The 24,038-nt window shown below is 56.3% G+C and carries 22 protein-coding genes and 1 pseudogene; 13 read left to right on the top strand and 10 right to left on the bottom strand.

The window, feature by feature from the left end; all coding sequences use genetic code 11:
- Positions 1 to 7 precede the first annotated feature (7 nt).
- The 5 genes from NG895_RS10650 to NG895_RS10630 are packed head-to-tail and all read right to left on the bottom strand — an operon-like array spanning position 8 to position 3,644.
- Complete coding sequence (locus tag NG895_RS10650; RefSeq protein ID WP_261360753.1) at positions 8 to 451, bottom strand: RrF2 family transcriptional regulator; 444 nt, start codon at positions 449 to 451, stop codon at positions 8 to 10.
- A complete protein-coding gene (dsrP, locus tag NG895_RS10645; RefSeq protein ID WP_252852467.1) occupies positions 448 to 1,713 on the bottom strand; it encodes a sulfate reduction electron transfer complex DsrMKJOP subunit DsrP in 1,266 nt (421 codons plus the stop codon). Before dsrP ends, NG895_RS10650 begins: the two co-directional genes overlap by 4 nt.
- On the bottom strand, positions 1,710 to 2,054 hold the full coding sequence (locus tag NG895_RS10640; protein WP_252852466.1) for a cupin domain-containing protein: 345 nt from the start codon (positions 2,052 to 2,054) through the stop codon (positions 1,710 to 1,712). Before NG895_RS10640 ends, dsrP begins: the two co-directional genes overlap by 4 nt.
- A gap of 13 nt (positions 2,055 to 2,067) precedes the next feature.
- Entirely contained in the window at positions 2,068 to 3,006 is a 939-nt protein-coding gene (locus NG895_RS10635) for a 4Fe-4S dicluster domain-containing protein (protein ID WP_252852465.1), read from the bottom strand.
- Positions 3,003 to 3,644, bottom strand: a complete 642-nt coding sequence (locus tag NG895_RS10630) for a hypothetical protein (RefSeq protein WP_252852464.1) — start codon at positions 3,642 to 3,644, stop codon at positions 3,003 to 3,005. Before NG895_RS10630 ends, NG895_RS10635 begins: the two co-directional genes overlap by 4 nt.
- A 168-nt stretch (positions 3,645 to 3,812) precedes the next feature.
- Between NG895_RS10630 and NG895_RS10625 the strand changes: the two genes are divergently transcribed.
- From NG895_RS10625 to NG895_RS30870, 6 genes and pseudogenes are all read left to right on the top strand, one after another.
- Positions 3,813 to 4,130 carry a hypothetical protein gene (locus NG895_RS10625; RefSeq protein WP_252852463.1) on the top strand — a complete coding sequence of 106 codons (318 nt, stop codon included), beginning with the start codon at positions 3,813 to 3,815 and terminating at the stop codon, positions 4,128 to 4,130.
- Positions 4,131 to 4,133: 3 nt separating this feature from the next.
- Positions 4,134 to 6,632, top strand: coding sequence for a molybdopterin-dependent oxidoreductase (locus NG895_RS10620; RefSeq protein ID WP_252852462.1), 2,499 nt, complete (start codon positions 4,134 to 4,136; stop codon positions 6,630 to 6,632).
- Entirely contained in the window at positions 6,629 to 7,462 is an 834-nt protein-coding gene (locus NG895_RS10615) for a nitrate reductase cytochrome c-type subunit (protein ID WP_252852461.1), read from the top strand. Before NG895_RS10620 ends, NG895_RS10615 begins: the two co-directional genes overlap by 4 nt.
- Positions 7,459 to 7,788 (top strand): 4Fe-4S dicluster domain-containing protein, encoded by a 330-nt coding sequence (locus NG895_RS10610; RefSeq protein WP_252852460.1) that lies wholly within the window; start codon positions 7,459 to 7,461, stop codon positions 7,786 to 7,788. The genes NG895_RS10615 and NG895_RS10610 overlap by 4 nt, the downstream gene beginning before the upstream one ends.
- Entirely contained in the window at positions 7,785 to 8,090 is a 306-nt protein-coding gene (locus tag NG895_RS10605; protein WP_252852459.1) for a hypothetical protein, read from the top strand. Before NG895_RS10610 ends, NG895_RS10605 begins: the two co-directional genes overlap by 4 nt.
- Positions 8,083 to 8,202 (top strand): annotated as a pseudogene (locus NG895_RS30870) (hypothetical protein); the annotation flags it as partial. The gene NG895_RS10605 and the pseudogene NG895_RS30870, both read left to right, overlap by 8 nt.
- A gap of 140 nt (positions 8,203 to 8,342) precedes the next feature.
- Here NG895_RS30870 and NG895_RS10595 read toward each other — a convergent pair.
- The 5 genes from NG895_RS10595 to NG895_RS10575 form a co-directional block, all read right to left on the bottom strand.
- Positions 8,343 to 8,774, bottom strand: a complete 432-nt coding sequence (locus NG895_RS10595; RefSeq protein WP_252852457.1) for an RrF2 family transcriptional regulator — start codon at positions 8,772 to 8,774, stop codon at positions 8,343 to 8,345.
- A 150-nt stretch (positions 8,775 to 8,924) separates the two neighbouring features.
- Entirely contained in the window at positions 8,925 to 9,278 is a 354-nt protein-coding gene (locus tag NG895_RS10590) for a putative zinc-binding protein (protein WP_252852456.1), read from the bottom strand.
- Between the two features lie 58 nt (positions 9,279 to 9,336).
- A complete protein-coding gene (gene ric, locus NG895_RS10585; RefSeq protein WP_252852455.1) occupies positions 9,337 to 10,050 on the bottom strand; it encodes an iron-sulfur cluster repair di-iron protein in 714 nt (237 codons plus the stop codon).
- Between the two features lie 35 nt (positions 10,051 to 10,085).
- Entirely contained in the window at positions 10,086 to 12,386 is a 2,301-nt protein-coding gene (locus NG895_RS10580; RefSeq protein WP_252852454.1) for a nitric-oxide reductase large subunit, read from the bottom strand.
- 616 nt (positions 12,387 to 13,002) lie between these two features.
- Complete coding sequence (locus tag NG895_RS10575; RefSeq protein WP_252852453.1) at positions 13,003 to 13,701, bottom strand: helix-turn-helix domain-containing protein; 699 nt, start codon at positions 13,699 to 13,701, stop codon at positions 13,003 to 13,005.
- Positions 13,702 to 14,500: 799 nt separating this feature from the next.
- Between NG895_RS10575 and NG895_RS10570 the strand changes: the two genes are divergently transcribed.
- The 7 genes from NG895_RS10570 (at position 14,501) to NG895_RS10540 (ending at position 24,011) form a co-directional block, all read left to right on the top strand.
- Positions 14,501 to 15,838 carry a hypothetical protein gene (locus NG895_RS10570; RefSeq protein ID WP_252852452.1) on the top strand — a complete coding sequence of 446 codons (1,338 nt, stop codon included), beginning with the start codon at positions 14,501 to 14,503 and terminating at the stop codon, positions 15,836 to 15,838.
- Positions 15,839 to 16,020: 182 nt separating this feature from the next.
- Positions 16,021 to 17,271 carry a hypothetical protein gene (locus NG895_RS10565; RefSeq protein WP_252852451.1) on the top strand — a complete coding sequence of 417 codons (1,251 nt, stop codon included), beginning with the start codon at positions 16,021 to 16,023 and terminating at the stop codon, positions 17,269 to 17,271.
- Between the two features lie 129 nt (positions 17,272 to 17,400).
- On the top strand, positions 17,401 to 19,341 hold the full coding sequence (locus NG895_RS10560) for a hypothetical protein (protein WP_252852450.1): 1,941 nt from the start codon (positions 17,401 to 17,403) through the stop codon (positions 19,339 to 19,341).
- Positions 19,342 to 19,400: 59 nt separating this feature from the next.
- On the top strand, positions 19,401 to 21,026 hold the full coding sequence (locus NG895_RS10555) for a PQQ-dependent sugar dehydrogenase (protein WP_252852449.1): 1,626 nt from the start codon (positions 19,401 to 19,403) through the stop codon (positions 21,024 to 21,026).
- A 90-nt stretch (positions 21,027 to 21,116) separates the two neighbouring features.
- A complete protein-coding gene (locus NG895_RS10550) occupies positions 21,117 to 22,421 on the top strand; it encodes a PEP-CTERM sorting domain-containing protein (protein ID WP_252852448.1) in 1,305 nt (434 codons plus the stop codon).
- A gap of 80 nt (positions 22,422 to 22,501) precedes the next feature.
- Positions 22,502 to 23,539 (top strand): DUF1559 family PulG-like putative transporter, encoded by a 1,038-nt coding sequence (locus NG895_RS10545; protein WP_252852447.1) that lies wholly within the window; start codon positions 22,502 to 22,504, stop codon positions 23,537 to 23,539.
- A gap of 85 nt (positions 23,540 to 23,624) precedes the next feature.
- Positions 23,625 to 24,011 (top strand): hypothetical protein, encoded by a 387-nt coding sequence (locus tag NG895_RS10540; protein WP_252852446.1) that lies wholly within the window; start codon positions 23,625 to 23,627, stop codon positions 24,009 to 24,011.
- Positions 24,012 to 24,038: the final 27 nt, after the last annotated feature.

Genomic DNA, 24,038 nt, shown 5'->3' with positions numbered 1-24,038 from the left:
GGCGATATCACTTGGCCTTCCTCTTCCGCGTCGGCCGCTCCTTACTGCTTGTTGTGAATACAGCGAGGGTGGTTGAACTTAACCAGTTATTGAACCTGTCAGTAAAGGCCACATAATCTTCGTGGAGCGGACAAGGTTCGTTCGAGCCGCACCAGTTGGGGCCGAAAGGGCAGACCATGTTGCCATCTTGACGTTCAAACACGTTCACAATGTCGAGCAGACTAATCTCCTGCGGAGGCCTTGCCAGCGAATAACCACCACCCGGCCCACGTGATCCAGCCACCAGTTCTGCCTGCGAAAGAGTCGTCAGCAGCTTTGCTACCAGTGTTTGGGCGATTTCGCGGTCGCGCGCGACGTCGTGAGACGAGAGCTGCTGGCCCGACTCGTAAGCTTCTGCCAGTCGGCTCATGGCGGCAATAGCCGTTTGAGTGGTTTTCCCGTAGCGTATCAAGCTCGGCGCCCTCGTGAGAGATAGAGAGATTCTTGGTCAGTCAGAATTGGAATGGAAACTCGAAGTGCCAGTGTAAACACCATCAGCCCCAAAGCCCAGATTCCGACTGTGATCTTCCATTCCGACAGGCTTGGTAGGTACTCGACGATCTCGTGCAACGTGGACGGTACGAACGCCGGAATGATGAGTCCCATTCCTTTCTCGATCCACACGCCGACGAACGCCAGGCAGCAGGCCGCGACCAGTAGCGGTTTGTTATCATAGACTCGAGGCTTTAGGAGGAGAATGGCAGCGAGGGTCATCATGCCGATAGAAGTCCACACCCACGGGACAAGGGCGTAGTGACCGTGCAATCCGAAGTAAAGATATTCGGCCGACGCGATGTGGCTCCCGCCCGTGTAGAACTCCGTAAACACCTCGGAGACTACCATCAGCAGGCTGATCAGGATGGTGACCCGCATGATGCCGGTGAGCGTGCGGATGGGCGCCTCGCCGATTGGAATGCCACCGACGCGCCGCACGATTAGCATGGCGACGACGATAAACGCGGGACCTGAGACGAACGCCGACGCCAGAAACCGCGGTGCCAGCAGCGCGGTATTCCAGAAAGGCCGGCCACCTAATCCGCAATACAGAAAAGCCGTAACTGTGTGAATGGAGATTGCCCAGGCGATCGAAAGGTAAACGAACGGAAGGTACCATTTCTTGTCGGGCTTCTCGCCACGGAATCGTTTGTAAAGCAGGTATCCCGTGATGTGCAGGTTCAGCAGCAGGTAGCCATTGAGCACAATAACGTCCCAGGTCAGCATCGAGATTGGCCAGTTGAACCTCCCGATGCCGGGGATCAGGTGCCAGAACCGATCGGGGCGGCCCAGATCGACCATCACAAAGCCCAGGCACATCACGATCGCCGCGATGGCCAGCAATTCTCCCAGTATGACCACTTCGTGCATTTCGTCGTCATGATACAGGTAGGCGGGGATCACCATCATCACGCCACCGGCGGCCAGGCCGACCATGAACGTGAAATTGGCAATGTACAGGCCCCACGACACGTGGTCGGTCATATTGGTCACGGCCATGCCGTCGCGCACTTGCACCGCCCAGGCATGTACGCCTACCAGGAAAAGCGCTGTTAGGAGCGTCATCCAGGCATAGAAAAACCACGGGCCATCGGTCGATAGCTTGACCGCCCTCCACAGGAATCGCGGATAGGTCACCGCGTGGCTTGAAGTAGTGCCTGCCGTATTCGCTTGGCTCATGCCGTGGGCTCCTTCACGAGTGTTAGCAGGAACCGAGAGGGCTTGGTGGCTTCGACCGCGTGAATGGCGCCCGGTTGCATTGCAACCCACCCTCCGGGACCGAGCGGATGCGCCTCACCTTCCAGGCTGAATACAATCTCTCCATCGAGCATTTGTACGAATGCCGGCTTCGAGGCGCTGTGGTCCGTGAGTTTCTGCCCTGCGTCCATGGCGAACAGCACCAACCTGAGGGCCGAGTTTTCGATCAGAGCCTTGGTCACGGTAGCGTCCGGCTCAACGCCGATGAGTGACAGCAGGTCACCGACCGAATTCTGAGAGGAGTCGAACAAAGTAGCAGACATAAGGTGTTCCAGGTCAAGTATCAAAGAAATAGAAGAACTGCGGCTGAGTCCCAAGTTCTTCTTTGAGGACAAATACGCGTTTCGTGCGCAATACGTACGAGATCTCGGAATTGGGGTCGAGCAAGTTGCCAAATACTCGGGCGCCGGTGGGGCACGCTTCGAGACAGGCCGGGAGACGCCCTTCTCGGGTTCGGTGTAGACAGTACGTGCACTTCTCGATCACGCCCTGTGGACGGATGCGATTGCTCAAGTACCCTTGGTTGGGGTTGATCTCCTCGGCGGGCACTTCGGGCTTGGTCCAATTGAAACGCCGGGCATGATAGGGGCATGCTGCCTCGCAGTAGCGGCAACCGATGCACCAGTTGTAATCAACGACTACAACGCCATCGTCTTCTTTCCAGGTTGCTTCGACGGGGCAGACGTTGACGCAAGGCGGGTGGTCGCACTGCTGACACTGCACCGGCATGTAGAACTTATCCGGCTGAGGTACCGGATGATCGTAGTCCGCGTTGCCACTTTCGAGATCGAGACTCCCTTTGTCCATCTCCAGTACGCGAATGTACGAGTTGCCTGAGGACCGATCGTGGTTGTTCTCTTTGTGGCAGGCCTCGGCGCACTTCCGGCAACCAATGCAAATCGAGAGATTCAGCGCGTACCCGAATTTCACCCCCTTCTGGGGGCGGGTATCCGAAATGCTCACCTCGGCGCCGTACTCCTCTTTGGTTTCCTCCTCCAGTCGATGCATCACCTGGGTGAGCTCATTATCCGACAGTTCCTTGAAGTGCTTCTGCAGAAACTCGGAAGCGGACGTATCCTGTGAGGCCCACTCGACAATGGGCGCTACTGCCTTGGCGAACGCTGCTGCGCCCAGTGTCGCGCCGGCAGCCTTCAGGGCTGTGCGACGGTCGACCTGACCGATAACCGGCAGTTGGATGGATCTCGATTCGCTCACGGGTGTTTCTCCCGATGGGGTACGTCGGGCAGGTCACGAGGGTGGAATACAGGCATGACTGGCTGGTACTTCGGAGCATGGGAGTCATGACACACCAGGCAGTGGTTGCGGGTCCGAGCTCCCTGCGAAAGATCCCAGTGCCCGGTCATGCCCCCATGCGCACCCTGCAGATAGTCGCGATATTGTGTCCCATGGCACTGCGCGCACAGCCGGATCGAGTCGGTAAATTCAATTGACTCTCCGCTAGCGAGGCGAAGTTGAGAGTAGTCGCCCGGATTGTGGCATGACACACACTGCAGGCTTCCGTGCTGGGTAGTGAGTCCCTGATGGAACTCCTTCAGCTGATTGCCGTCACTGGTCGCGAGGTTTGCTTCCCGGGTTGCGTGGCAGGTCGTGCAGTTTGCCAGCACAGGTTTGCCGAGGACATCGAGTTCGCCGGTGGGGAGGCCGGGGGCCTCGCTCGCCCCCACAATCGTGGTGGAAAACTTCGCCGGAGGATTGGTTAGGCCGTTCTCGACACTTCCCTGCGTGGGATCGCTCCGGGTGTTGGCCGATAAGACGACCGCGGCCGCCATGCCGGTCAGCACGGCCAGCACTAGACCTCCCCACGAGATCGCAGCGTGGCGGCTTTGTTTCATCTTAGAGGAGTCCTGCAGGAGGAAAGGAGTGATGCCACTTAAGTTATCGTGACTCGCCGCCGAAATCAAGAATAAAAGAACTTTGTTTCTTGATTTATCCTGGGTCTCCCGCTAAACTCACGATTAATTCACTTTTCAGCCGTATTTGCTGCGCAACAAAGTAACGCCATGCCAACCAGCGGCCTCGTCATTTCGACCAATCCTGACGCCGACCTGCAAAGCCTTCTGGCGGCCTTGGGCAGCCGTGACGGCGTTGCCCATGGGGAGCCTGTCCAGGGGCGAGTGCCCATTGTGACGGACACGGCAAGCAAGGCGGAAGATAAAACGCTGTGGGAGTGGCTTTGGACGTTGCCGGGCGTGGCGTCGGTGGACGTCGCCTTCATCTATCTGGGGGCCGATGTCGGTCCAGCGTCTACTGGCGATAGTAGGACGCAGCCAACACGTGGAACGTTGGCCCCGTCAATGGAAATAAGCCAAGGGAGCTAAGTCATGAGTTTGGATCGGCGCGAAGCAATGAAGGTCGCGGCGATGTCCGCCGCATGTGGGCTTGCCGGGTCGCTGGCGTCCCGCGGATCCGCCGCTCCACAGCCTCCGTTGCCCGAAAGGCCTGAAGTGCCGGGCGTCGAATGGGACAAAGCTCCTTGCCGCTTTTGCGGTACCGGCTGCCACGTGCAAGTAGGTGTGCAGGATGGCAAGGTCGTAGCGATTGCTGGGGACCAACAGGCGGAGGTTAACCGTGGTCTCCTGTGCGTTAAGGGCTATCACGTCGGTGGAATTCTCTACGGAGCCGACCGACTGACCAAGCCCATGTTACGCGTAGACGGTGAACTGCAGCCCATCGAGTGGGACGAAGCTATTGACATCGTCGCTCGTCGAATCATGGAGGCGGGGCCGAAGTTTGGCATGTACCTTTCGGGGCAGTCGACCATCCCCGAAGGCTATGCCGGCAACAAACTGATGCGTGCAGGCCTGTCGAACAACCACCTCGACGCCAATGCGCGGCTGTGCATGGCTTCGGCAGTGACGGGATTCCTTAGCACCTACGGCGTCGACGAGCCGGCCGCCTGTTACGATGACCTCGACAACTGCGATGCACTAATTCTGTGGGGAAACAACCCTGCAGAAATGCACCCCGTGCTCTTCAGCCGGGTGGTGGACCGCCGTATCCGGGGCGACGAGATCGAAATCTATGACATCGGCACCCGCTGGACCCGCACCACCGAGCGGGCTGACCATCATCTGCTGATGAAGCCGCACGGCGACCTGGCAATCGCCAATTGCGTCGCCCAGCAATTGATCGAGTGGGGCGCCGTCGATGAAGACTTTGTGGCCAAGCACTGTAACTTCCGCGCCGACCGCACTCCCGAAACGACCTGCAAGCATGACGACTACCTCGCGATGGTAGCCGAAAAAGGCTCTGCAGGGTTATTCGGCGAGCCGATCGACTACGCACAGTACAAGGAACTGGTATCGTTTTACACGCCGGAGAAAGCCTCCGAACTCTCAGGCGTACCTGCCGAACAGCTGGTGATGCTCGCCAAGCTGTTTGCCAACAAGAAGCGGCGAATCGTCTCTCTGTGGTGTATGGGTATGAACCAGCACACCGCAGGCACCGCGATTAACAATCTGGTGCACGGCATTCACCTGCTTTCTGGCCATTGGGGCAAGCCGGGGGACGGTCCTCAATCGCTCACCGGTCAGCCATCGGCCTGCGGCACCGTCCGCGAGGTCGGCACCCTAAGTCACGCGCTGCCGGGCGGAAGGTTGGTCGTTAATCCGGAGCATCGAGCAGAGCTTGAGCAGCGATGGAATCTGCCCGAGGGGCGGATGAATCCGGAGATCGGCTTTCACACGGTCAAGATGTTCGAGGAATTCTGCAAGCCAACTGCCGAAGGTGGTGCGATCAATACCATCTGGGTGCAAGTCACCAACCCCGGTCAGTCGCTGCCGAACACCAAGAAGCTGTTCAAGGCTAAAGAAGGGCAGCCCGACAAGTTTCTCATTGTTTCGGAAGTCTATCCCACGGCGACTACTGAACTGGCCGACCTGGTCCTGCCTTCGGCGATGTGGGTTGAAAAGAACGGTGTGTACGGCAATAGCGAGCGCCGCACCCAACAGTGGTTCAAAATGGTCGATCCTCCCGGAGAGGCTCGCGACGATTGTTGGCAGATCATCGCCGTCGCGCGTCGGCTATTGGAACTTGGCCACGAAGGTCTTAAAGACAAAGACGGCGAGTGGCTCTTCACGATCCGCGACGACAATGGCCAAGAGGTGCCCATCTGGGAATGGGAAAACTACTACGGCAGCGTAAACGTCGATAGGGCACTGTTCGATGAGTACCGGCAGTTTACCTTTCTTAAGCACAAGAACGTTGCCCCGTACGACCAACTGGTTACCCACCGAGGAATGCGGTGGCCAGTCATCGAGACCGCCAACGGTGGGTTCAAGGAGACACGCTGGCGATTTGTCGAAGGCTCGGATGTCTACGTCGAACCTGGTAAGGAGCTGCAATTCTACCATTCGGTTACCAAGGACGACCGAGCGTTGATTTGGTTTCGACCTCACCAGGATCCTGCAGAAACTTGCAGCGGGGCATATCCCTTTATGTTGACGACCGGCCGGGTGCTCGAGCACTGGCACACGGGCACCATGACCCGCCGTGTGAAGCAGCTTTCCAACGCCATGCCCAAGGCCTACCTGGAGATGAACGCCGACGACGCCCGAGAGATGGGAATCGCCAACGGCGAGGAGGTGGAAGTTCGGACTGCCCGGGGCAAGATGCGTCTGCCGGTATGGCTCAACGGCCGGGCCCGTCCGCCGCGTGGGACGCTGTTCGTCCCTTTCTTCGACGAGACCGCCTCAATTAACGATCTAACGCTCGACGCGATCGATCCTTTCTCCAAGCAACCCGACTACAAGAAGAGCGCCGCCCGGGTGACCAAGACTGCTGACCTCGACCCCCACAGTAGTGACGAGGTGCAGCCGTGAGCGATCGAAGTGAGAACAACTCGATGCTGGGAAAACGTCTTGGCCACATGGCGCTGGCAGTGACGATCGGCATCTCGGTTACTGGATTCTTGCTTGGCGTGCGCGACCGGCAGGATGACAAGCGTGCGTCCATCGATTCAACTGCCGCCGTTGAGCGCCCCGCCCATCTACCACCTGAAGTGCTCGACTACCTGAAGATGAACGGAGTGAGGCGTGGACCCAATGCGGCCTGGCAACAGTCGCTTCCGAGCCACCAGGACGACCCGACCCGGTTTTACGGCGACAAGTCGGCCACCGACCAGCAACGTGCCACCGCAGTGGCGGTCCGGAGCGAACGTAGGGCCTTCAGTGGCGCCCCGCCGGTCGTACCGCATGCGATCGACGAGAGAAATGCCCAGGCGTGCATGGCCTGCCATGGGGAAGGTTTCCAAGTCGGACAGGTAATCGCCCCCAAGATGAGCCACCACTACCTGGCGAACTGCATCCAGTGCCATGTGGAAGGCACCCAAAACGCTCCCTGGGCCCTGGCATCTGCCAAGACGCCTGAGTCGCATTTTGTCGGAATGACGGAACCCGGTCGAGGCGAACGTATTGGTCCCGGAGCCCCGCCGACGATTCCTCATGCGGTCTGGATGCGATCGGACTGCGCGACTTGCCATGGCTCGCTCGGCAAAGAAGGCCTTCGCACCAGTCATCCCTGGCGAGTCAACTGTACCCAGTGTCACGCTCCGAGTCGTGGTTTCGACTGGTCACCACTCGATGTGCCTCCCCCCCCTCCGAAAGAGGAGCACAAACCATTGGACACACTCGCCGGGAATCCGTCGACATGAATCAGGCTGCTCCCTACATCAGCCGGCGGCAGTTGCTTGCTGGCATTTGGCGACCCAACAAGGACCTAACTGCCGAAGGTGCGAGCCGCGATTCCACGCCCCGTGTGGCCGTGATCCAGGGGCGTCACTGTCTTGCCTATCGCAGCCTTTTTTGCTCGTCGTGCGTCGAAAGGTGCCCAATCGACGGAGCCATCGAGGTGCGTGATGGAGTTCCACAGGTTGTCGCCTCCATCTGCACGGGCTGCGGTGATTGTCAGGCAATCTGCCCCGCTCCGGTGAACGCCGTGATGCTGATTGACTCATCCCTGACTTCAGTTGGCAAATGACGAATCTTCCTGACCTACACATGGCGACGCTCGACGAAGGTACGCTCGAAGTCCTCTTTAGCGATATCGATGCACTTGGGCAAGACATTGAAGTCGTTCCGAAGCGGAGCTCGCGACAGAGGGTTGAGAATTGCTGCATGACACTTGCTGAGGCGGAAATGGCGATACGAGCCCATTCACTGCGAGCTGTTCAGGTCCGCTACACCTACGAGGGCGTACGCTGGTGCGACACACTGTTGCCGAATGGCGCAGGATGGTCGCTGACACGAATCAATCTAACCGAGGCAAGCACGGCTGAGTGAGCTGCTCGACTACCGCGCCCACCGCCTATGCACGCTGAAACTCGTTGTCAAAAAATTCCACTCTGGAAACGCACCCGAACAAGTCGGTGCGCATGTCCAACGGCTCGTTCGGGAGTGCGATGCGGGTGAGATCGCGCAGGTGAAGCAGGAGTTGATTGCCGAGGGACTCCACACCTTGCGTTCGCCGCCACACATCGTCCATGACGAGCTCGCCAGCGCCCAGGATTGGCACCGCGATGGCATGCGTTCCAGTCACTTCGATGCTTTGACTTCACACAGCGGTTTAATTGGGCTGGATGATTCAACCAACTGTTTGATAGTCACGCCAGCGAACGCTGCTTCGGTGGCGGCAAAGGCTTTGTCGAGCTCTGCGTGGAGGGGACAGAGTGCTTTGTGTGACTTCAGCCCCAGAGGACACTTCTTGATTCGCTCGATGGGATCGACCATGTTGACGACATCGAGGATCGTCAGCTTATCGGTGCGTGGTATCAGCTCGTAGCCACCCCCCGGACCGGGGCGGGACTGAACCAAGCCAGCTGCGCATAGATCCTGCAAGACTCTGGTTAAATACCGGCGTGGCACCTTGGTTTGCTTCGCCAGTACGTCGGCCGAAAAGGCGATACTGGTGTCGGACGCCAAATAGGCCACAGCCCGAAGTGCGTACTCAGCGGTCATCGAAAGCATCGTGTTTCACTCAGCAGAGACTCGAAAGCGGCGTGCGCGTGGGCATCCCGCTTGCCGTACTGCACCTTCATGTGTATTTCTACTGTAGTATTGCCGTCACCCGTGGCAATTGCGAAGCGCCTGAAGCAGTCGGATCAATGAGGCGCGGTCTCAGCCGCCGGATCGAGCTTGGTCCAACACGGCAATCATCAATTCGTCGAATTCTTCACCCTCGGGGTGGTCCGCATTCCTCTGAACGCCCAGCTTATCCAGACGGATGTGGAGGTCGGCCTGCTGGTGAACCTGCCGCAGTACGCCGAGGCTGCAATCGATGGGGCACCCGTCAATGATCCACACCTGTCGACCACGCAGTTTCTTCAAGAATAGGGGTTTGGCGGCCCCGATGCCCGCCAGGCATGACATCTCTGCGATGCCACGGCGATCCAGTTCCAGGGCGACTCGGTTGGCGAGTTGTCCCGCCCTGGAACAGCCCGAACAAGCAAGGACTATGGGGATTTGCTTCATCGTGCAATTCATCGCCACGGTGCGAACCGTACATCAATCGGGTGTGGCGACGAGCCCTCTACTTGGCCCGCTCCATTTCCAGGGTTTTCGGGAAGAGCACATTGTTCTCTTTGTGAATGTGCTGATGCATGTCTGCCTCCAGCACTTCGAGAGAAGCCAGCATGGCTCGGTAGGTGTTGCACGCCCAGTCTGGGGGAGTGTAGTCGTCCGTCGACTGACGCAAGATCGTGAGCGCATTACCGGCTTGGTCGTGTTCGTGCTCCATCTGGCGAATCGGATTCGCGATACTGCCGCAGTGAAAGTCCGGCAGCTCTTTCGACGACTCCAATTCGCGCACCAGAGGAAACAAAATCCGTTCCTCCTTCATCATGTGGGGTTCAAGTTCCGCCTTCAGGGCCAGAAATGCGTCACGCACGACACTGAGCCGCGAATCCTTCTCGCCGTGTACCCGCGCGACTTTCTCGGTCATCCAGTCCAATCGCGGCAGTTCCTTTCGAAGATAGGCGTGGTGCGTCGCCTCGATGTGGTCGGCCAATTCGGTAAGCGATAGCGCGTCCGGGTCTATCGACACCGTGTGCTCCGCAGCTGCGTCACACTGATTGATCTGCTCGAGCACTGCTTCCACGTCGATCCCGCCCTTTTCGCAGGCTTCTGCCAGCGGAACTTTGCCTCCACAGCAATAGTCAATCTTCAATTCCTCAAAAATGCGCGCATACAGGGGACGCTGGCGGACTAGTTCTCCCACTGTCTGGTTGGTATCAATCGTGATCATAATACTGTCTCCATAGGTTAGCGTAGAATCTGCTGCTAGGTGTCTTCGCCTGGATTCGGTTCCGGCAGAGTGTCGAATCCATCGTCGTCGCCGGCGAACGAGTGACCTGTCTTGAGGCCAAGGATGAACCACACCAACGCCACTGCACCGAGGAAAAAGATCGTGTCGCCGGGCACGCGCATCCAACGCAATGTCTGCATCAAGTCGGTCTGCATGAACTCGCTGCTGCGAGCATACCAGTAGCCATTCTGGACGGAGGCGTTGGTCTGCAGCAGGCCGACTGGCAATAGGCTCAGCACGCACATCGCCATCAATCCAATGTTCATGCCCCAGAATCCCAATCGCAGCATTCCATCCTTCCAAGGTCGCGCCGGAATGAGCACCCGCAAACACATCAGCATCAAGCCAATACCCAGCATGCCGTAGACACCGAACAACGCCGCGTGTCCGTGTAGTGGGGTAGTATTGAGTCCTTGCATGTAGTAGAGGGCGATCGGCGGATTGATCATAAAGCCAAACAAGCCGGCACCCACCATGTTCCAGAACGCCACGGCCACGAAGAAGTAGATGGGCCACTTGTAGCGTTGCACCCAAGGCGACGCCTTACTGCGCCGCAGGTCTTCGGTGGCGTCGAAGCCGATTAACGTAAGCGGGACGACTTCTAGAGCACTGAAGACCGACCCCCAAGCTAGAGCCACCGTCGGTGTGCCGGAAAAATAGAGGTGGTGACAGGTGCCAATGATACCGCCGGCGAGAAAAATGGTCGCCGACAGCAGGGCGGCGGCCGCCGCCAGACCAGGCCTCACCAGGTTTAGTCGCATGAACACGAATGCGATCACCGTGGTCGCAAAGACCTCGAAGAAGCCTTCTACCCAAAGGTGGACCACCCACCAACGCCAGTACTCCACCATCGTCAGGTGGGAATGCTGACCCCAGGTCAGGCCGGCGCCGTAGAACAGGGCAATCGCGCCCGTCGCGACCGCCAGCAGCGTGACCAACTGCCGCTGAGAATTGGCTTCCCCCAGACTCTGCTCTGGTTCATTCAAGCCCCGCAGGGCTGGCCAGAGCACGCGTAGCATCAGGACGAGCCAAAGCGCAAGTCCAACCATTAACAAAATCTGCCAAAACCGCCCTAGGTCGACGTATTCGTACCCCTGATGCCCGAAGAAAAAGGAGACTCGGTCCGTCATGAAGTTCTTGATGCTCAACCATTCGCCGGCCAGCGAACCAACCACGACCAGCAGCAATGCTGCGAACAATACATTGACACCGAGTCGCTGAAACTTGGGCTCGAAGTTGCTTACCAAGGGACCGATAAACAATCCTGCAGCCAGCCATGCTGTGGCAATCCAAAACAGCCCGATCTGCACGTGCCAGGTTCTTGATACGCTATAGGGCAGGTACTCCGCGAGCGGAAATCCATAGAATCCTTCGCCCTCCACACCGTAATGAGCGGTGATGATCCCCAGCCCCATCTGGGCAAAGATTAGCGCGGCGACCGTCCAAAAATATTTGATCGTGGCCTTCTGGGATGGTGTTGCTTGCCACCGTGCGAGGGGATCAGAAGCAGCTATTTCGGTTGGCTTTTCCTCGTCCTCACGACGCGAGGCGTACCACCAGGCCATTCCCGAGATGCCTGCCAGCAACATGATCACGCTTACCCCGGTCCAGACGACGTTGTCGCCAGTAGGGCGGTTGCCGACTAGAGGTTCATGCGGCCAATTGTTGGTGTAGCTGGCAATATCGCCAGGACGAGTTGTGCTCGCGGCCCAAGAGGTCCAAAAGACGAACGCGGAGAACTTACGAAGCCGCTCCTCGCTCGAGATGGCTCCCGCGGGGATGGCGTAGTCCGCGTTGCCATCGATGAAGACTGTTCCCAGGTGCTTCACATTGGCTTCGAATGCCTCTGCGCGGACCGGATCGATCGTCACTACGCCGCTACTGGCGTCAAAAGTGTTCTCTCGCATCAAGCCCTCGAGCCGGCCAGTGAGTTGAGCCTGGTACTCTTCATCGAGCGAGTCGAACGATTGGCCGAAGTCTTCCTCCGCCCATTTCTCCAGGATGAATCGTGCTTCACGGTGTAGCCAGTCTGCCGTCCAGTCAGGTGCAACATAGCTGCCGTGCCCCCAGATAGAGCCGACCTGCATGCCGCCGAGTGACTGCCAGACATTTTGTCCCTCGCCGACCTCACCACTGTCGATCAACGTGACGCCTTCGGTCGTGATGAACTTATCAGGAATGGGGGGCATTTCTTGATAGATCCGGGTGCCGATCCATCCCAGGATCAAGAACGACACGGTCAACACCGCCGCGAAACCGAGCCACAAGCGTCGCATGACTAAGAACCCTCCACGAAGTCGGAAACAAAAGGGCATACACGAGGTATCGGCTCGACACCGAATCAAACCTACACCAAATGGTGCAGATTTAAGCGGGGCTGTCAACCCGGCCTTTTCTCCCGGCACAGGAGAGCCTGCTACGCTGAGCGTTGGAGGGGGCTAATACTAGCTCGCCCCATTCCGAAGAAGTAACCTTCTCGACACCACGATGTTAGTGGAGGATCCTAATCTAATCGGCAACTGGCGCTCTGATTCTCAGCTGCCATTTACAGACTTTACGGCAGAGTTGCGTGCCCCTTCGTCTTTTTCAATTGGACAAGATAGCATCCAGATGAGCATGCTGAGGATGGCCCAGGGCCGGTCACTTGAGTTCCTCTCAACTCTATTGTCGCACCGGGACCGTTGGTGTACTAACGGCTGGGTGGGAGAGGACTGTTGGGAAAGCAAGGTTCCAGATACCGACGACATGGAACAGATGGATACGATTCTGGCTCAGCCATGAATAGTGCGTGCGAGTTCCCTACGCTAATAAGTTGTCGCTGAAAGCAGCCAGCTCCGACTTGCTTCCGTGTGTAGCTGAACGACTAGTGTCCCTACCGAAGACTCGCCGTACCTATCCGTTGGTTCGAAAGTCTCGGGGAGAGCTTCCAAACCGCTTCTTGAAGACCTTCGAAAAGTAAAACTGGTCTGCATACCCAACCACACCAGCGATTTCGGCGATCGACATCGACTGACTCAAAAGAAGCTCTGCAGCGTAGTTGAGTTTGTGCCGCGATAAACACTGAATTGGCGTTTCTTTTCCGAACCGCTTGAATACTCGACAAATGTAGTTTGCGTCCACGCCAACCTTGGCGCCGAGTTCGTCTAACGAAGTTATATCGCAAAAGCCAGTCTCGATACACAAGAGCGCTCGCTCGAAGACATCGCGACCTTTGCCTTCGCTGCGTCGAGGAATCCTGTCGTCCGGCAAGGCTTCGGCAGCCTTGAGCAGAATCAAATTCAGATAAGCCGCGGTAATGTGCTGGTGCAGATCGCCGTCCTGCTGCCCCTCTCGAATCAACTCGTCGAAGAGAACCCGCATGGTAGAAAGATCTCGCGTCCAACGTATGTCCTTTGAAATGTTGAAGTCTGCAATCGTATCCAGCGAGTTGTGTAATTCAAAAGCCGCGAAGTACTTGGTCATTGGATTCTCGACAGATGCCCACATCTCGTGTGGAGAATCCATGCCGTAGCAAAACACGACTCCAGGAAATATTTCGTGACTCTTGCCCTGGATACGGATGGTGCCTTGCCCCTCGACAACCAATTCCATCAGGTTGCATTGGAACTCCGTTCGCTCGACGTGATAGCCCGGCAGGCATTTCTCCCACCCGGCGCACAACAGCCGAACGCCTTTGGTATTGCTGCTCGTTTCTTTCGAAGAGGGGAAACAGTACCGCGACTCCCCAACAGCGCGAGCAATGGGAAAAGACTGCCCAGCGGAAATGGTGCGCCCATCTTTCATAAAGGTAAAATATTCCCGGCGCTATGAGAAATCAAGCACAACTCGGTCGACGGTGCTGGTGGTCCAAACTTGCGAGACACAGGGAATGATCGCGCCTGCGCAATAACCACCTGGATTATCTTGCCCCTCTCGTGCTGATAGATATTCCATATGCATTCCAAAATATTCCATGGACGATGGGGCAGTCATCGTCGTTAATGGGTTAAATGTAGTGTTAGACTTAATGATTCAACGAGGACTCACTCAGCTCCCCATTCCCTCGTTAGCCATTTGGCTTTTCTATATTGCTTCAATGATCAGGTGGTTGATTCAAAAGACTTTCGTGGCTGTTTGAGTAGTTTTTCCTGGCGTTGATCAACTTGTTATCAGATTTTCGCAGACCTATTTTCCTGCGCTGTGCCCTGTAAATCGCTTGAACCAAAGAGACGACGGGTAAGGCTGCGCCATTGCCTGCTACTTCTGATCTTTCGTATGAATTGAAGGTAAGCACATGTACTCACACCGCAAGTTGCGCTTCTTGCCCTCTGCCGTCCTGATTCTGCCCGTCCTTTTGGGAAATATCTCTAGCGCTGAACCTTTCAATATCGCACCGGACGGATTGGCCATCATGGGCCTCTCCGATTCACTTGATGGCACGGGCGACGTTTATAACGCGAACGCCAACTCTGGCCAGATTGTCGAGGTGAACAACGATATCTTCTATTATCCCGAAGAGTTTGCCTTCAACATCGGCACCGACGATGGTGTCGATGACTACAGAACACAAGTGCCCGACGAGCCGGACTTCGTCAACGACTACGTCGGTATCCTCTGGGATACTCCCCAAAGCAACATCAACTCGCTGCAGTTCCAACACTACATTGCCTTAGATGGTGGTTGGTTTGGCCCAGGAGAGAACGGGGCGGGCGTTGCACTGGAGGCGGCCGACCTGGCTGCTCCCGCAGTGCAAGTGACCACCAATGGATCTACCTGGACAACCATCACCACCAACGCGGATGACTACGTGTCTAGCCACACTGGGGTTGCTCGTGGTACCGGCTTCGCCACTGCCACGATTGGCCCCATGACAACTTTTTCCTTCCCCACCCAGAACAGCATTTTGGGTATCCGCGTGATCGGCGACGCAGGAGGAACCGCTGACGGCAACGGTTTTACGGCCTACACGGAGTTCCGGGTGTTTCAAGACTCCGGACAGGTTTTCCCAACCCTCGACATTACGACTGCCACTGGTGAGATGACGATTAAAACGGGCTCGGGAACGCCGCTGGAAATCGCTGGCTATAGCATCACCTCCGACAGCGCCGCCGGTGCTCTGGACGAATCGTCCTGGACTACAGTCGATGACAACTACGACGCTGGCAATGCCGGCCCCAGTCAGATCGACACGGTGAACGACTGGACTGAACTTCCAGGTACAGAATCGACAACTCTCCTGTGTGAGCAAATTCTTACCGGCAGTGGTTCTGGCGCCAGCCTAGGCGCCAATCTTGAACTCAGCCTCGGTAACATCTGGTTTCAAAATCCGCTTCAAGGCGACATTTTCGCCGAAGTGATTCTGGCCGACGGTCGCCGGCGAAGAATGGACGTGACCTACGACGGCATCGCAGACAATCCATTGCAGGCGGGTGACCTGAATGCCGACGGGGTCATCAACGAACTCGACTGGCCTATCGTCCGCGATGCGTTTAATAGCGATTTCTCCCTGCTTTCGCCCGCGGAGCGGTATGGGCTGGGGGATGTGACCACCGACGGGGTAGTGGATGAATTTGATTTTGCTGACTTCAAGCTTCTTTACGACGCAGCAGCTGGCCTGGGTGCCTTCGATTCGATGGTTGCCGGCCTCGGCGTACCCGAACCGTCCACTATCCCGACACTGGTATGTGGGCTGTTGATGGGTGCGGTTGCCTTTCGACGAAATTACCGGTCAAACCCAGCAATGCAATAGTGTCGACTGCTCCCCCGACTTCCAAAGCAACTTGAGAAACCGCCCCTTTGCTAATGATGGAGACCAACACCATGATTCCGCGAACAACTGTGCGACGTGCTGTTCTATCCGCATTGTTCCTGTTTTGCGCCAGCAGCCTCATTGACTCACATTGCCGAGCTGTGCTCCTGACTCCAAACAACTTGTTTTACAACCACATTAACTCCGCTAGCCTGGACGGAGCGCTTGTCGACAACACCCGCGCAAACGCGTTCACAATCCTTACTAACGAGGTGGTAGATCACTCTGGTCAGGATGACAACTACGACACCTGGAACAGCGACGAAGACGGTCTGTCGCTCGATTTTGTTGGCTTGCAGTATGAAGACGCTAATCGCTTTGACTCCATCACGGTTGAGCTGGGCCTGCAGTTTGGCGATGGTGGCGACTGGGAGTCAGAACCCAATATCTACATTCTCAAGAATCCATTACTGGTGGGCGAGAGCGTGGAACCCAATTTGTCCCCGGCTTGGGTGCAAGTGACTGGCGCCGTGGAGACGACTGGCCACGTGTTTGATCCTATTGTCGTTCCAGGGGATGGGGGAACGATTAACTTCGATCTGACCTCGATCCCTGAAGCAGATCGCATTGGTTGGGGTTGGGCCGTGGGAGGTGTCGATGGCAATCACCGGTCGAGTGACAACGCGTGGAACTTCATTTCCCTCACCGAAGTCTACGCCGACGGAGAAGCAGCACCCGCTCCGGAGGTAGTAACCCCCACGGTTCTCGATCCTGTCAACATTGTTTCCAACTCATACAGTTCACCAGGTACGGATGGCGTTGTGAATTGGCTCTACGATCGCGGCGGCGCATTCAAGGGCATCGACAACGATGTCATCTTGCACGACTCTTCGCAGGACGGCTTTGACACTTGCTGTGACGATGGTGATCCTGGCGAAGTAACAGATTTTGTCGGTTTCCAGTACAACACCCTAAATCGGTTCGACTCGGTGACCGTCGAAATGGCGACTCAGTTTGTCGATGGTGGTGACTGGGATTCCCAGCCTCGCGTTTTCGTCTTGAAGAACCCTGTCGACACGGGTTCCACGGCTCCCGAGGATGATCCCGAGAACTGGTTCGAATTGGTGGGCGTTACCGAGGGTACAGGTCACGTTTTCAGTTCCATGGTTTCTGAAGGCGAGGGTGGCACCATCTCCTTCGATTTGACTGGTTTTCCTGCAGACGCGCGAATGGGCTGGGGCATAGCGGTCGGTGGGGTAGACGGCAACTCTGGCCCTAACGGCACGCGTAATTTCATCAGCGTTACTGAATTCGACGTTACAGGTGCGGTGGTCCCCGAACCCAACACGACAACATTGCTTCTGTGTGGTCTCGCAGCGATAGGCACAGCCACCCTGAAGCGACATCGCTCCCAAGAGTCACCCGCAGGCTAACTGGGCGAACACTCGGCCACCGTGGCCTACACCAGTGACAACCAATACTGCTGCTAGTGGTGTGAAATGCTTTCCCTTCTGTAGCCGCAACTTGATAGATCGCCCCTCCCAATGACGGAGAAAAACACGATGATTTCGCAGATTGCTACGCGACATACATCTGTAGTGCTAGCTGCTTTGTTGTCGGTTTGTTTCGGCAAGCTTGTCGTTCCGAACTGCCAAGCCCAGATCCTCACACCAAGCAACCTGTTCTACAATAACATCAACTCCGCCAGTCTGAATGGAGGCGGTGTGGCTAATAGCCGCGCCAATGGTTTTAACATCCTCACAAATGGGGTGGTGGACCATGTTGGACAAGTGGATAACTACGACACCTGGAATAGTGACGAAGATGGCCTGTCGCTCGATTTTGTTGGGCTGCAGTACGACTCGACAAACCGCTTTGACTCCATCACAGTCGAGTTGGGCTTGCAGTTCGGTGATGGTGGCGATTGGGAGTCGGCGCCCAGCGTCTACATCCTGAAGAATCCATTGCTCGTGGGAGAAAACGTTGAACCCAACCTGTCACCTGCGTGGGTAGAAATTGCTGGCGCCACGGAAACGACAGGGCACTCATTCAATCCTATTGTCACCCCGGGCGCTGGTGGAACGATTCGTTTCGATCTCACCTCCGTGCCAGAAGCCGATCGAGTAGGTTGGGGCTGGGCCGTAGGAGGCGTCGACGGCAATCATCGGTCGAGTGACAACGCGTGGAACTTCATTTCCCTCACCGAAGTCTTCGCTGAAGGTGAAGCTGCTCCAATTCCAGTGAAGTTGACCCCCACTGTGCTCGATCCCGTAAACGTGGTCTCCAATGCTTATCATTCCCCTGGCGCAGAAGGTATCGTGGATTGGCTGGATAGCCGTGGGGGAACCTTCAAGAGTATCGACAACGATGTAATCTTGCACAACTCCTCACAAGACGGATACGACACCTTCCAGGCGGACGGTGCGGGTGCAATTACGGACTTCGTCGGATACCAGTACAACACGTTGAACCGTTTCGATTCGGTCACCGTTGAGCTTGCTACTCAGTTTGGCGATGGCGGTGATTGGGATTCTCAACCCCGAGTCTTCGTTCTTAAAAACCCAATCGACACCAACACCACTGCACCCGAAGACGATCCTGATAACTGGTTCGAGTTGGTTGGGGCAACTGAGGGCACCGGTCATGTTTTTGATTCTTTGGTAACGCCCGGCGATGGTGGCACCATCTCTTTTGATCTATCCAGTTTTCCAGAAGCGGCTCGAACTGGCTGGGGCATCGCCGTCGGTGGTGTCGATGGCAATGCTGCAGCGAGCGGCGCTCAGAACTTCATCAGTGTGACTGAATTCGATGTTACTGGAGATGTCATTCCCGGCCCCTACGAACTTTCGTTAGAGGTCAATTCCAGTACCGGCGAAGTCTTTATAAAGAATGATGCTCCGTTCGACGTTGATCTCGACTTCTATAAGGTCACCAGCGCTTCGGGATCGTTGGATCTCTCAGCTTCTGGATGGAATAGCTTGGAAGATCCCGACGGTAATCCGGGCAATTTCCCCTCAGGTTCAGGTAGCGGAGATGGTTGGGAGAAGTTCGGCGGGCTTGACAGTACCGTCGTTGCGGAGTCCTACCTCGACGGTGCTACCACCATGGGCACTGCCAGTTCGGTAAGCCTGGGATCCTTGTTCGCAGGCGGAACGGAAGACCTTTACTTCCGCTACCGCACCGCTGGAGGCGTTTTCATCGACGCGGCCGTTGTTTACGTATCCGGCGGCCTGCCGGGTGATTTCAACGGCGATGGCACCGTAGACATCGCCGACTATGTGGTATGGCGAAACAACCTCGGTGGCGATTCCACTGCGCTGAACGGCAACGGTGCGGGCGGGATGACAGTGACTTCCGCTGACTACGATTTGTGGAAGGATCATTTTGGTGATTCAAGTGCCGTGAGCAGCACGTCGCCACAGAGTGTTCCCGAACCATCGGCAGTCATCCTGATCGCCGGTCTAAGCTTGACGCTTGGGCTCCTACGCCAACGCCACCGCTAGTTTTTTCCTGCGTGCGACAACCTGGGCCAATGCAGTAATCTAAAGAATCGATTTTCCCCTTGAATATGCCATCACTGGAAATGGAAGCTGTTACCGCGCCGCTTGACCTCTTGGTCGTGCGGGCGCTACTGGTATGTATTTTCACATCGGGACTTGCTTCGACTTCAGGCGGACAACAACTTGCTGACAATTCGCTAACCACGTTCAACTTTCTTGGCATGGAGTCGATAGCAAACGAGGTTGGCCGCGTTGCTCAAATGACTTTCGGTCCGGACGGCAAGCTGTACGTCGCAACCTTTGGAGATGGAGTTGTCAGTTACGATTATGCTCCGTCTGGCGAGTTGTCCAATCGAACGACCGTGTGGTCACGCACCGAGGACATTCCCAACGGTGTCGTCAATGGATCGTTGGGGGTCGCATTCCACGAAGATCCCACGCTCGGCACCGTGATGTATATCTCCCCGGCAGTGACCTCTTTCTTCAATGTCGAGGATAACTTTACCCAGTCCATTGTCCGACTCACCGACAGCGATGGTGATGGAAACTGGGGAGAACTCGCCGATGGAGAGATTAACCAGGCCATCGCAGACAACTTGCGAGTAACCGACTTGCACCAGGTGAATCAGTTGCTGATCAAGGACGACACGCTGTATGCGGGCATCGGATCGAGGACGAGAACGGGAGGTGAAGTCAGCGAATATCCAGATGCGCCAAACCCCGATGACGGAGAGTTCGCCTATACCGGGGCGATAAACTGGATTCGCGATCTGACCCAACTCAGCGATGACACGACGACTAGTAACACAGCGGGCTTCGACAGTCTGGTTCATCACACCGATACTCGGCCTTTCACTTCGGCGGACACCGGCAAGCTGACGGTTTACTCCACGGGCTTTCGCAATGTGTACGGCTTGGCTTTCGACTCGGACGATCAACTCTGGGCGACGATGAACCAGAACGAGAATCCGCTAAAACCCGACGAACTTCATCAAAGCAACTTCCAGGACGATCACAAGTTCCCCAAAGGGAATGAAGTCAGTGGAGATTGGAAATCAAATGCTGACGCCATGTCGGCGGGTTTCTTCTCGACATTCAAGAATCCAGTCGCCCTATTGGGCAACCACGCTTCGGCCGACGGGTTGGCATTTACGAATGCCAACGACGAACTATCGAATTATGTATTCCTGGTGCGATTCGCCAGCGGTAAAGACCTGCTGGCCATCGACAAGATCACCGGAGACATTACGACTATCGCCCAAGGATTTGCCAATCCGCTGGACGTGATTAGCGACCCCATGGGTAACCTTCTGGTCGGCCAGTACGGAGAGGGTGGAGAGATCTTTCGCCTGAACGCGTTGTCCGGACCGTTCGCCGATTTAGATGAGAGCGGCTCACTTGACTTGGATGACTGGAACATCTTGAAACAAAATTTCAATAGCGACTTGTCTAACTTGACCAAGCCCGAGGCTTACCTGCTGGGTGACCTGAATGGAGACCTCGTCAATAACGAGTACGACTTCGCCTTGTTCAAGGAGGCGGTCGAAACGCAGGGTGGATTCGATTCACTTTCGCAGTTGGTCAATGCCGTACCCGAATCATCCACTTCGGTCTACTCAGTCAGCATCTTTATCTGTGCGGTATTGGCCGTCCAACTTAGGCCCCGGCACATGGGCATGGTCCGATGATCGAGTAATAACTGTCCGATACTTAATAGAAAACTTTAACGGCAAGAAACGCGTTCCAATTTACGAGATCGCCTTAAAGAGGGACTTCAAATGAGTTTGGTAATACGCATATCGCCTAGAGTGGCAGCCGCGGTTCTGGTGCTCACGTTGGGTTGTGGTTTGGCGAAGGGGGATGTGTTCGATCTGAGGGCCTACTTGTTTGGAGATCCGACTCCCGGCGAAGATGATTTTGAGAATGGCGCCGAAGGCAGCGTGCTCGGTTCGGGCAATACGGGCGGAGTGCCGACCGGCTTCACACTCGATGGTACAGGTCCCAGTGGATCCTACTTCGATTTGGAAGTTATTGGCTCTGGAACTGGCACCAATGACCCGCGTTACGTCGATGCGAGTGGTCGGCCAGGGACCAGCAGCAGTTTGGGCGCTAGCTTCGATGGAGTGGACGACTATCTGCTCACGTCGGCCAGCGTCAATATTCCAACGTTTAGTTGGCCAGCGCCATCGGCAGAAGTGCCGAGCAATGGTGATAGCGTCAATCAAACGGGCATTTTCGCCAACGGCATTCAACTCTGGGCGCGACCTAGCTCCAACAAGCAGGACATACTGCAGGATATCATTGTCGATACCCCCGAACATGGTATTTACGTCACGGCAGACAACGATTGGGGATATTTTTACGACGACGCTCGGCGCGACACGAATGTTGATGTCGAGTTCGACGAGTGGACGCACGTGATGACGCTCTCAGGATGGCGCGATCCAGTTTACGGTCGAGGCAACGGAGGCGGCGCAATGTACGTCGATGGCGTCGCGGTGGCAGCGTTTGAGGGAGAAGCAGAATACGACTACACCGCGTTAATGGTTGGTGCCTGGGATGTACCTGGTGACGATCCCGACCTGGGAGTCATCAATTACTACGAAGGCGATGTCGACGACATTCGCATTTTCATCTGGGGCGACAACACCGCGCCAGCCCCTTATGGCGCTGGCGCCAGTGGCCAGAACTTCGGCACGTTGTTCCTCGGCACCGATAATGAGTGGATTGCCAACGAGTTGGCGACCATGGGAGTGACCGATCCTGCGGATGTGAACATGGATACGGTGGTCGATGCCGATGACATCACGGCCATGGCGATGAACTGGGGAAGTGAAAAGGTAGTAAACGGTTTCCGAATCGGTGACTGGACCACCAGACAACAGGGCGACCTGAACTACGATGGCATCGTCGACCTGGAAGACGGCTTTATTCTCAATGAGGGACTGATAAACGCGGGGGTTGGTGCCCTCGATTTTGATTTGTTACTGGGCGGTAGCGAAGTGCCCGAGCCAACCACGGTCGTCTTGCTTGGAATCGCTTTAACTGGTGGATTTTTTCGATTGCGAGCTCGGAGCGCATGACGTAATCGCGTTGGGCTCGCTGTCTCCAGCGGGTCCAACCTCGGCATGTGTCCGGCGTAAAATCACCCCGGAGGATAAAGATGCTGTTCGAAACTAAGGACGATGGTGACCAACGCCACGGAGGGTTTACACTCGTCGAACTCCTGGTCGTCATCGCGATCATCGGAATTCTCGTGTCCCTGCTATTGCCCGCCGTGCAGTCGGCCCGCGAGTCCGCCCGAAGAATCAGTTGCTCCAATAATTTCAAGCAAATTGGAATCGCTCTCCACAACTGCAACGACACTTTCGGATACATGCCCCAAGCAGCTGGGTACTTCCCTGGGCGGGACGAAGCCAAAGCTTCTTATGGGCCTCCCGCCTCCCAGCTTAGCCAGGAGGCGCCGGCCAATCTCAGCACCATTCAGTACTTCTTGCTGCCTTACCTGGAGCAAGAGGCGCTATACATGCAGAGCTCGGGGCATACGATGACCAACTTTTATCTGCCGAGTTCTGCGCGTCCGAATGGCGTGGGAACTTTACCTCCTTCGGTATACATCTGCCCTTCCGACACCAGCACGACTCCCGATGGAGTGGTCCGTCTTCCCGACGGAAGCTCTTGGGGAGGTGGATCGGTGGTGGCCAATATCCAGGCACTCAATCATTGGTGGCATGCGGATGGGGCCAATGTCGCCCCGCGATTCCAGCAGCCTCGACCTTTTACCCATCCGAAGATCTCTCATATCACCGATGGGACAACCAAGACAGTCGCCTTCGCTGAGCGCTACGCCATGTGCCCACCGCCCGGCACCACTGGTCGTACGCACTGGCTTGGCACCATTCCCTCGCGTTATGATTCGGTGTTTGCATTCAACAACAACTACAACAGCACTTCGGTTCCCGACCACGGTGTTAGTTTCGATCCACCCCAAATTGCCCCCGATCCTGCCGACTGCGACGCGGAGATCACACAAACTCCACATCCCGGAGCAATGAATGTCGTGATGATGGATGGCAGTGTGCAGCAAATTGCTGGCGACATTGAAGTGGATGTTTGGAAATTGACCATTCTGCCGAGAGACGAGGGCGATGCCACTCCCTGGTTCTACGCGAGCCAGGGTTCAGGTGGTGGCCATCGTTAGAACAGGCCGCATAGTGTTCCTTCCTTCAGCAGGCTCCGTTAATCGCTTGCTGGTTCGTAGGTTTTTGATACTAGAGTTGCGACGAATGAAACATGTTGCCATTGCTGCTGTGCTTTCATTAACTGCTGCCGTTGGTTGCAGCGGACCGGAGCCTGGTCCTGCCAACCGGGCTGAGGTAAGCGGAAACGTGACCCTGAACGGCGAACCATTGCCAGGAGGGACCGTCACTTTCATGCTTGATGAGAATCCGAATGTTCGCGTCAAGGCGATGGTCGACGCTGGCAAGTATCAATCTAAACGCGTGCCGATTGGAAAGTGCAGCGTGGCCATTGAGACCGAATCACTACAACTGGGAAGTGGCCTTCCCTATGTCTCGATTCCCGAAAAGTACGGCAATTTTGACGAGTCTGGATTTTCGGCCGAGATCGTGGAAGGATCCAACGAGAATGTAGATTTCGCCCTAGAGCAGTGACCCACCCACCGAGTTTGAGCCAGCTTG

Origin of the sequence: Aeoliella straminimaris (genome assembly GCF_024054565.1) — a bacterium.
Taxonomy (GTDB): Bacteria; Planctomycetota; Planctomycetia; order Pirellulales; family Lacipirellulaceae; genus Aeoliella; species Aeoliella straminimaris.
This window is presented reverse-complemented; position numbering and strand designations above follow the sequence as displayed.

Coding starts and splice junctions, on each gene's coding strand:
- dsrP (WP_252852467.1), bottom strand. CDS start 1,713: ATGAGCCAAGCGAATACGGCAGGCACTACTTCAAGCCACGCGGTGACC.
- NG895_RS10640 (WP_252852466.1), bottom strand. CDS start 2,054: ATGTCTGCTACTTTGTTCGACTCCTCTCAGAATTCGGTCGGTGACCTG.
- NG895_RS10630 (WP_252852464.1), bottom strand. CDS start 3,644: ATGAAACAAAGCCGCCACGCTGCGATCTCGTGGGGAGGTCTAGTGCTG.
- NG895_RS10625 (WP_252852463.1), top strand. CDS start 3,813: ATGCCAACCAGCGGCCTCGTCATTTCGACCAATCCTGACGCCGACCTG.
- NG895_RS10620 (WP_252852462.1), top strand. CDS start 4,134: ATGAGTTTGGATCGGCGCGAAGCAATGAAGGTCGCGGCGATGTCCGCC.
- NG895_RS10610 (WP_252852460.1), top strand. CDS start 7,459: ATGAATCAGGCTGCTCCCTACATCAGCCGGCGGCAGTTGCTTGCTGGC.
- NG895_RS10605 (WP_252852459.1), top strand. CDS start 7,785: ATGACGAATCTTCCTGACCTACACATGGCGACGCTCGACGAAGGTACG.
- NG895_RS10595 (WP_252852457.1), bottom strand. CDS start 8,774: ATGCTTTCGATGACCGCTGAGTACGCACTTCGGGCTGTGGCCTATTTG.
- NG895_RS10590 (WP_252852456.1), bottom strand. CDS start 9,278: ATGAAGCAAATCCCCATAGTCCTTGCTTGTTCGGGCTGTTCCAGGGCG.
- ric (WP_252852455.1), bottom strand. CDS start 10,050: ATGATCACGATTGATACCAACCAGACAGTGGGAGAACTAGTCCGCCAG.
- NG895_RS10580 (WP_252852454.1), bottom strand. CDS start 12,386: ATGCGACGCTTGTGGCTCGGTTTCGCGGCGGTGTTGACCGTGTCGTTC.
- NG895_RS10575 (WP_252852453.1), bottom strand. CDS start 13,701: ATGGAATTGGTTGTCGAGGGGCAAGGCACCATCCGTATCCAGGGCAAG.
- NG895_RS10570 (WP_252852452.1), top strand. CDS start 14,501: ATGGGCCTCTCCGATTCACTTGATGGCACGGGCGACGTTTATAACGCG.
- NG895_RS10560 (WP_252852450.1), top strand. CDS start 17,401: ATGATTTCGCAGATTGCTACGCGACATACATCTGTAGTGCTAGCTGCT.
- NG895_RS10550 (WP_252852448.1), top strand. CDS start 21,117: ATGAGTTTGGTAATACGCATATCGCCTAGAGTGGCAGCCGCGGTTCTG.
- NG895_RS10545 (WP_252852447.1), top strand. CDS start 22,502: ATGCTGTTCGAAACTAAGGACGATGGTGACCAACGCCACGGAGGGTTT.
- NG895_RS10540 (WP_252852446.1), top strand. CDS start 23,625: ATGAAACATGTTGCCATTGCTGCTGTGCTTTCATTAACTGCTGCCGTT.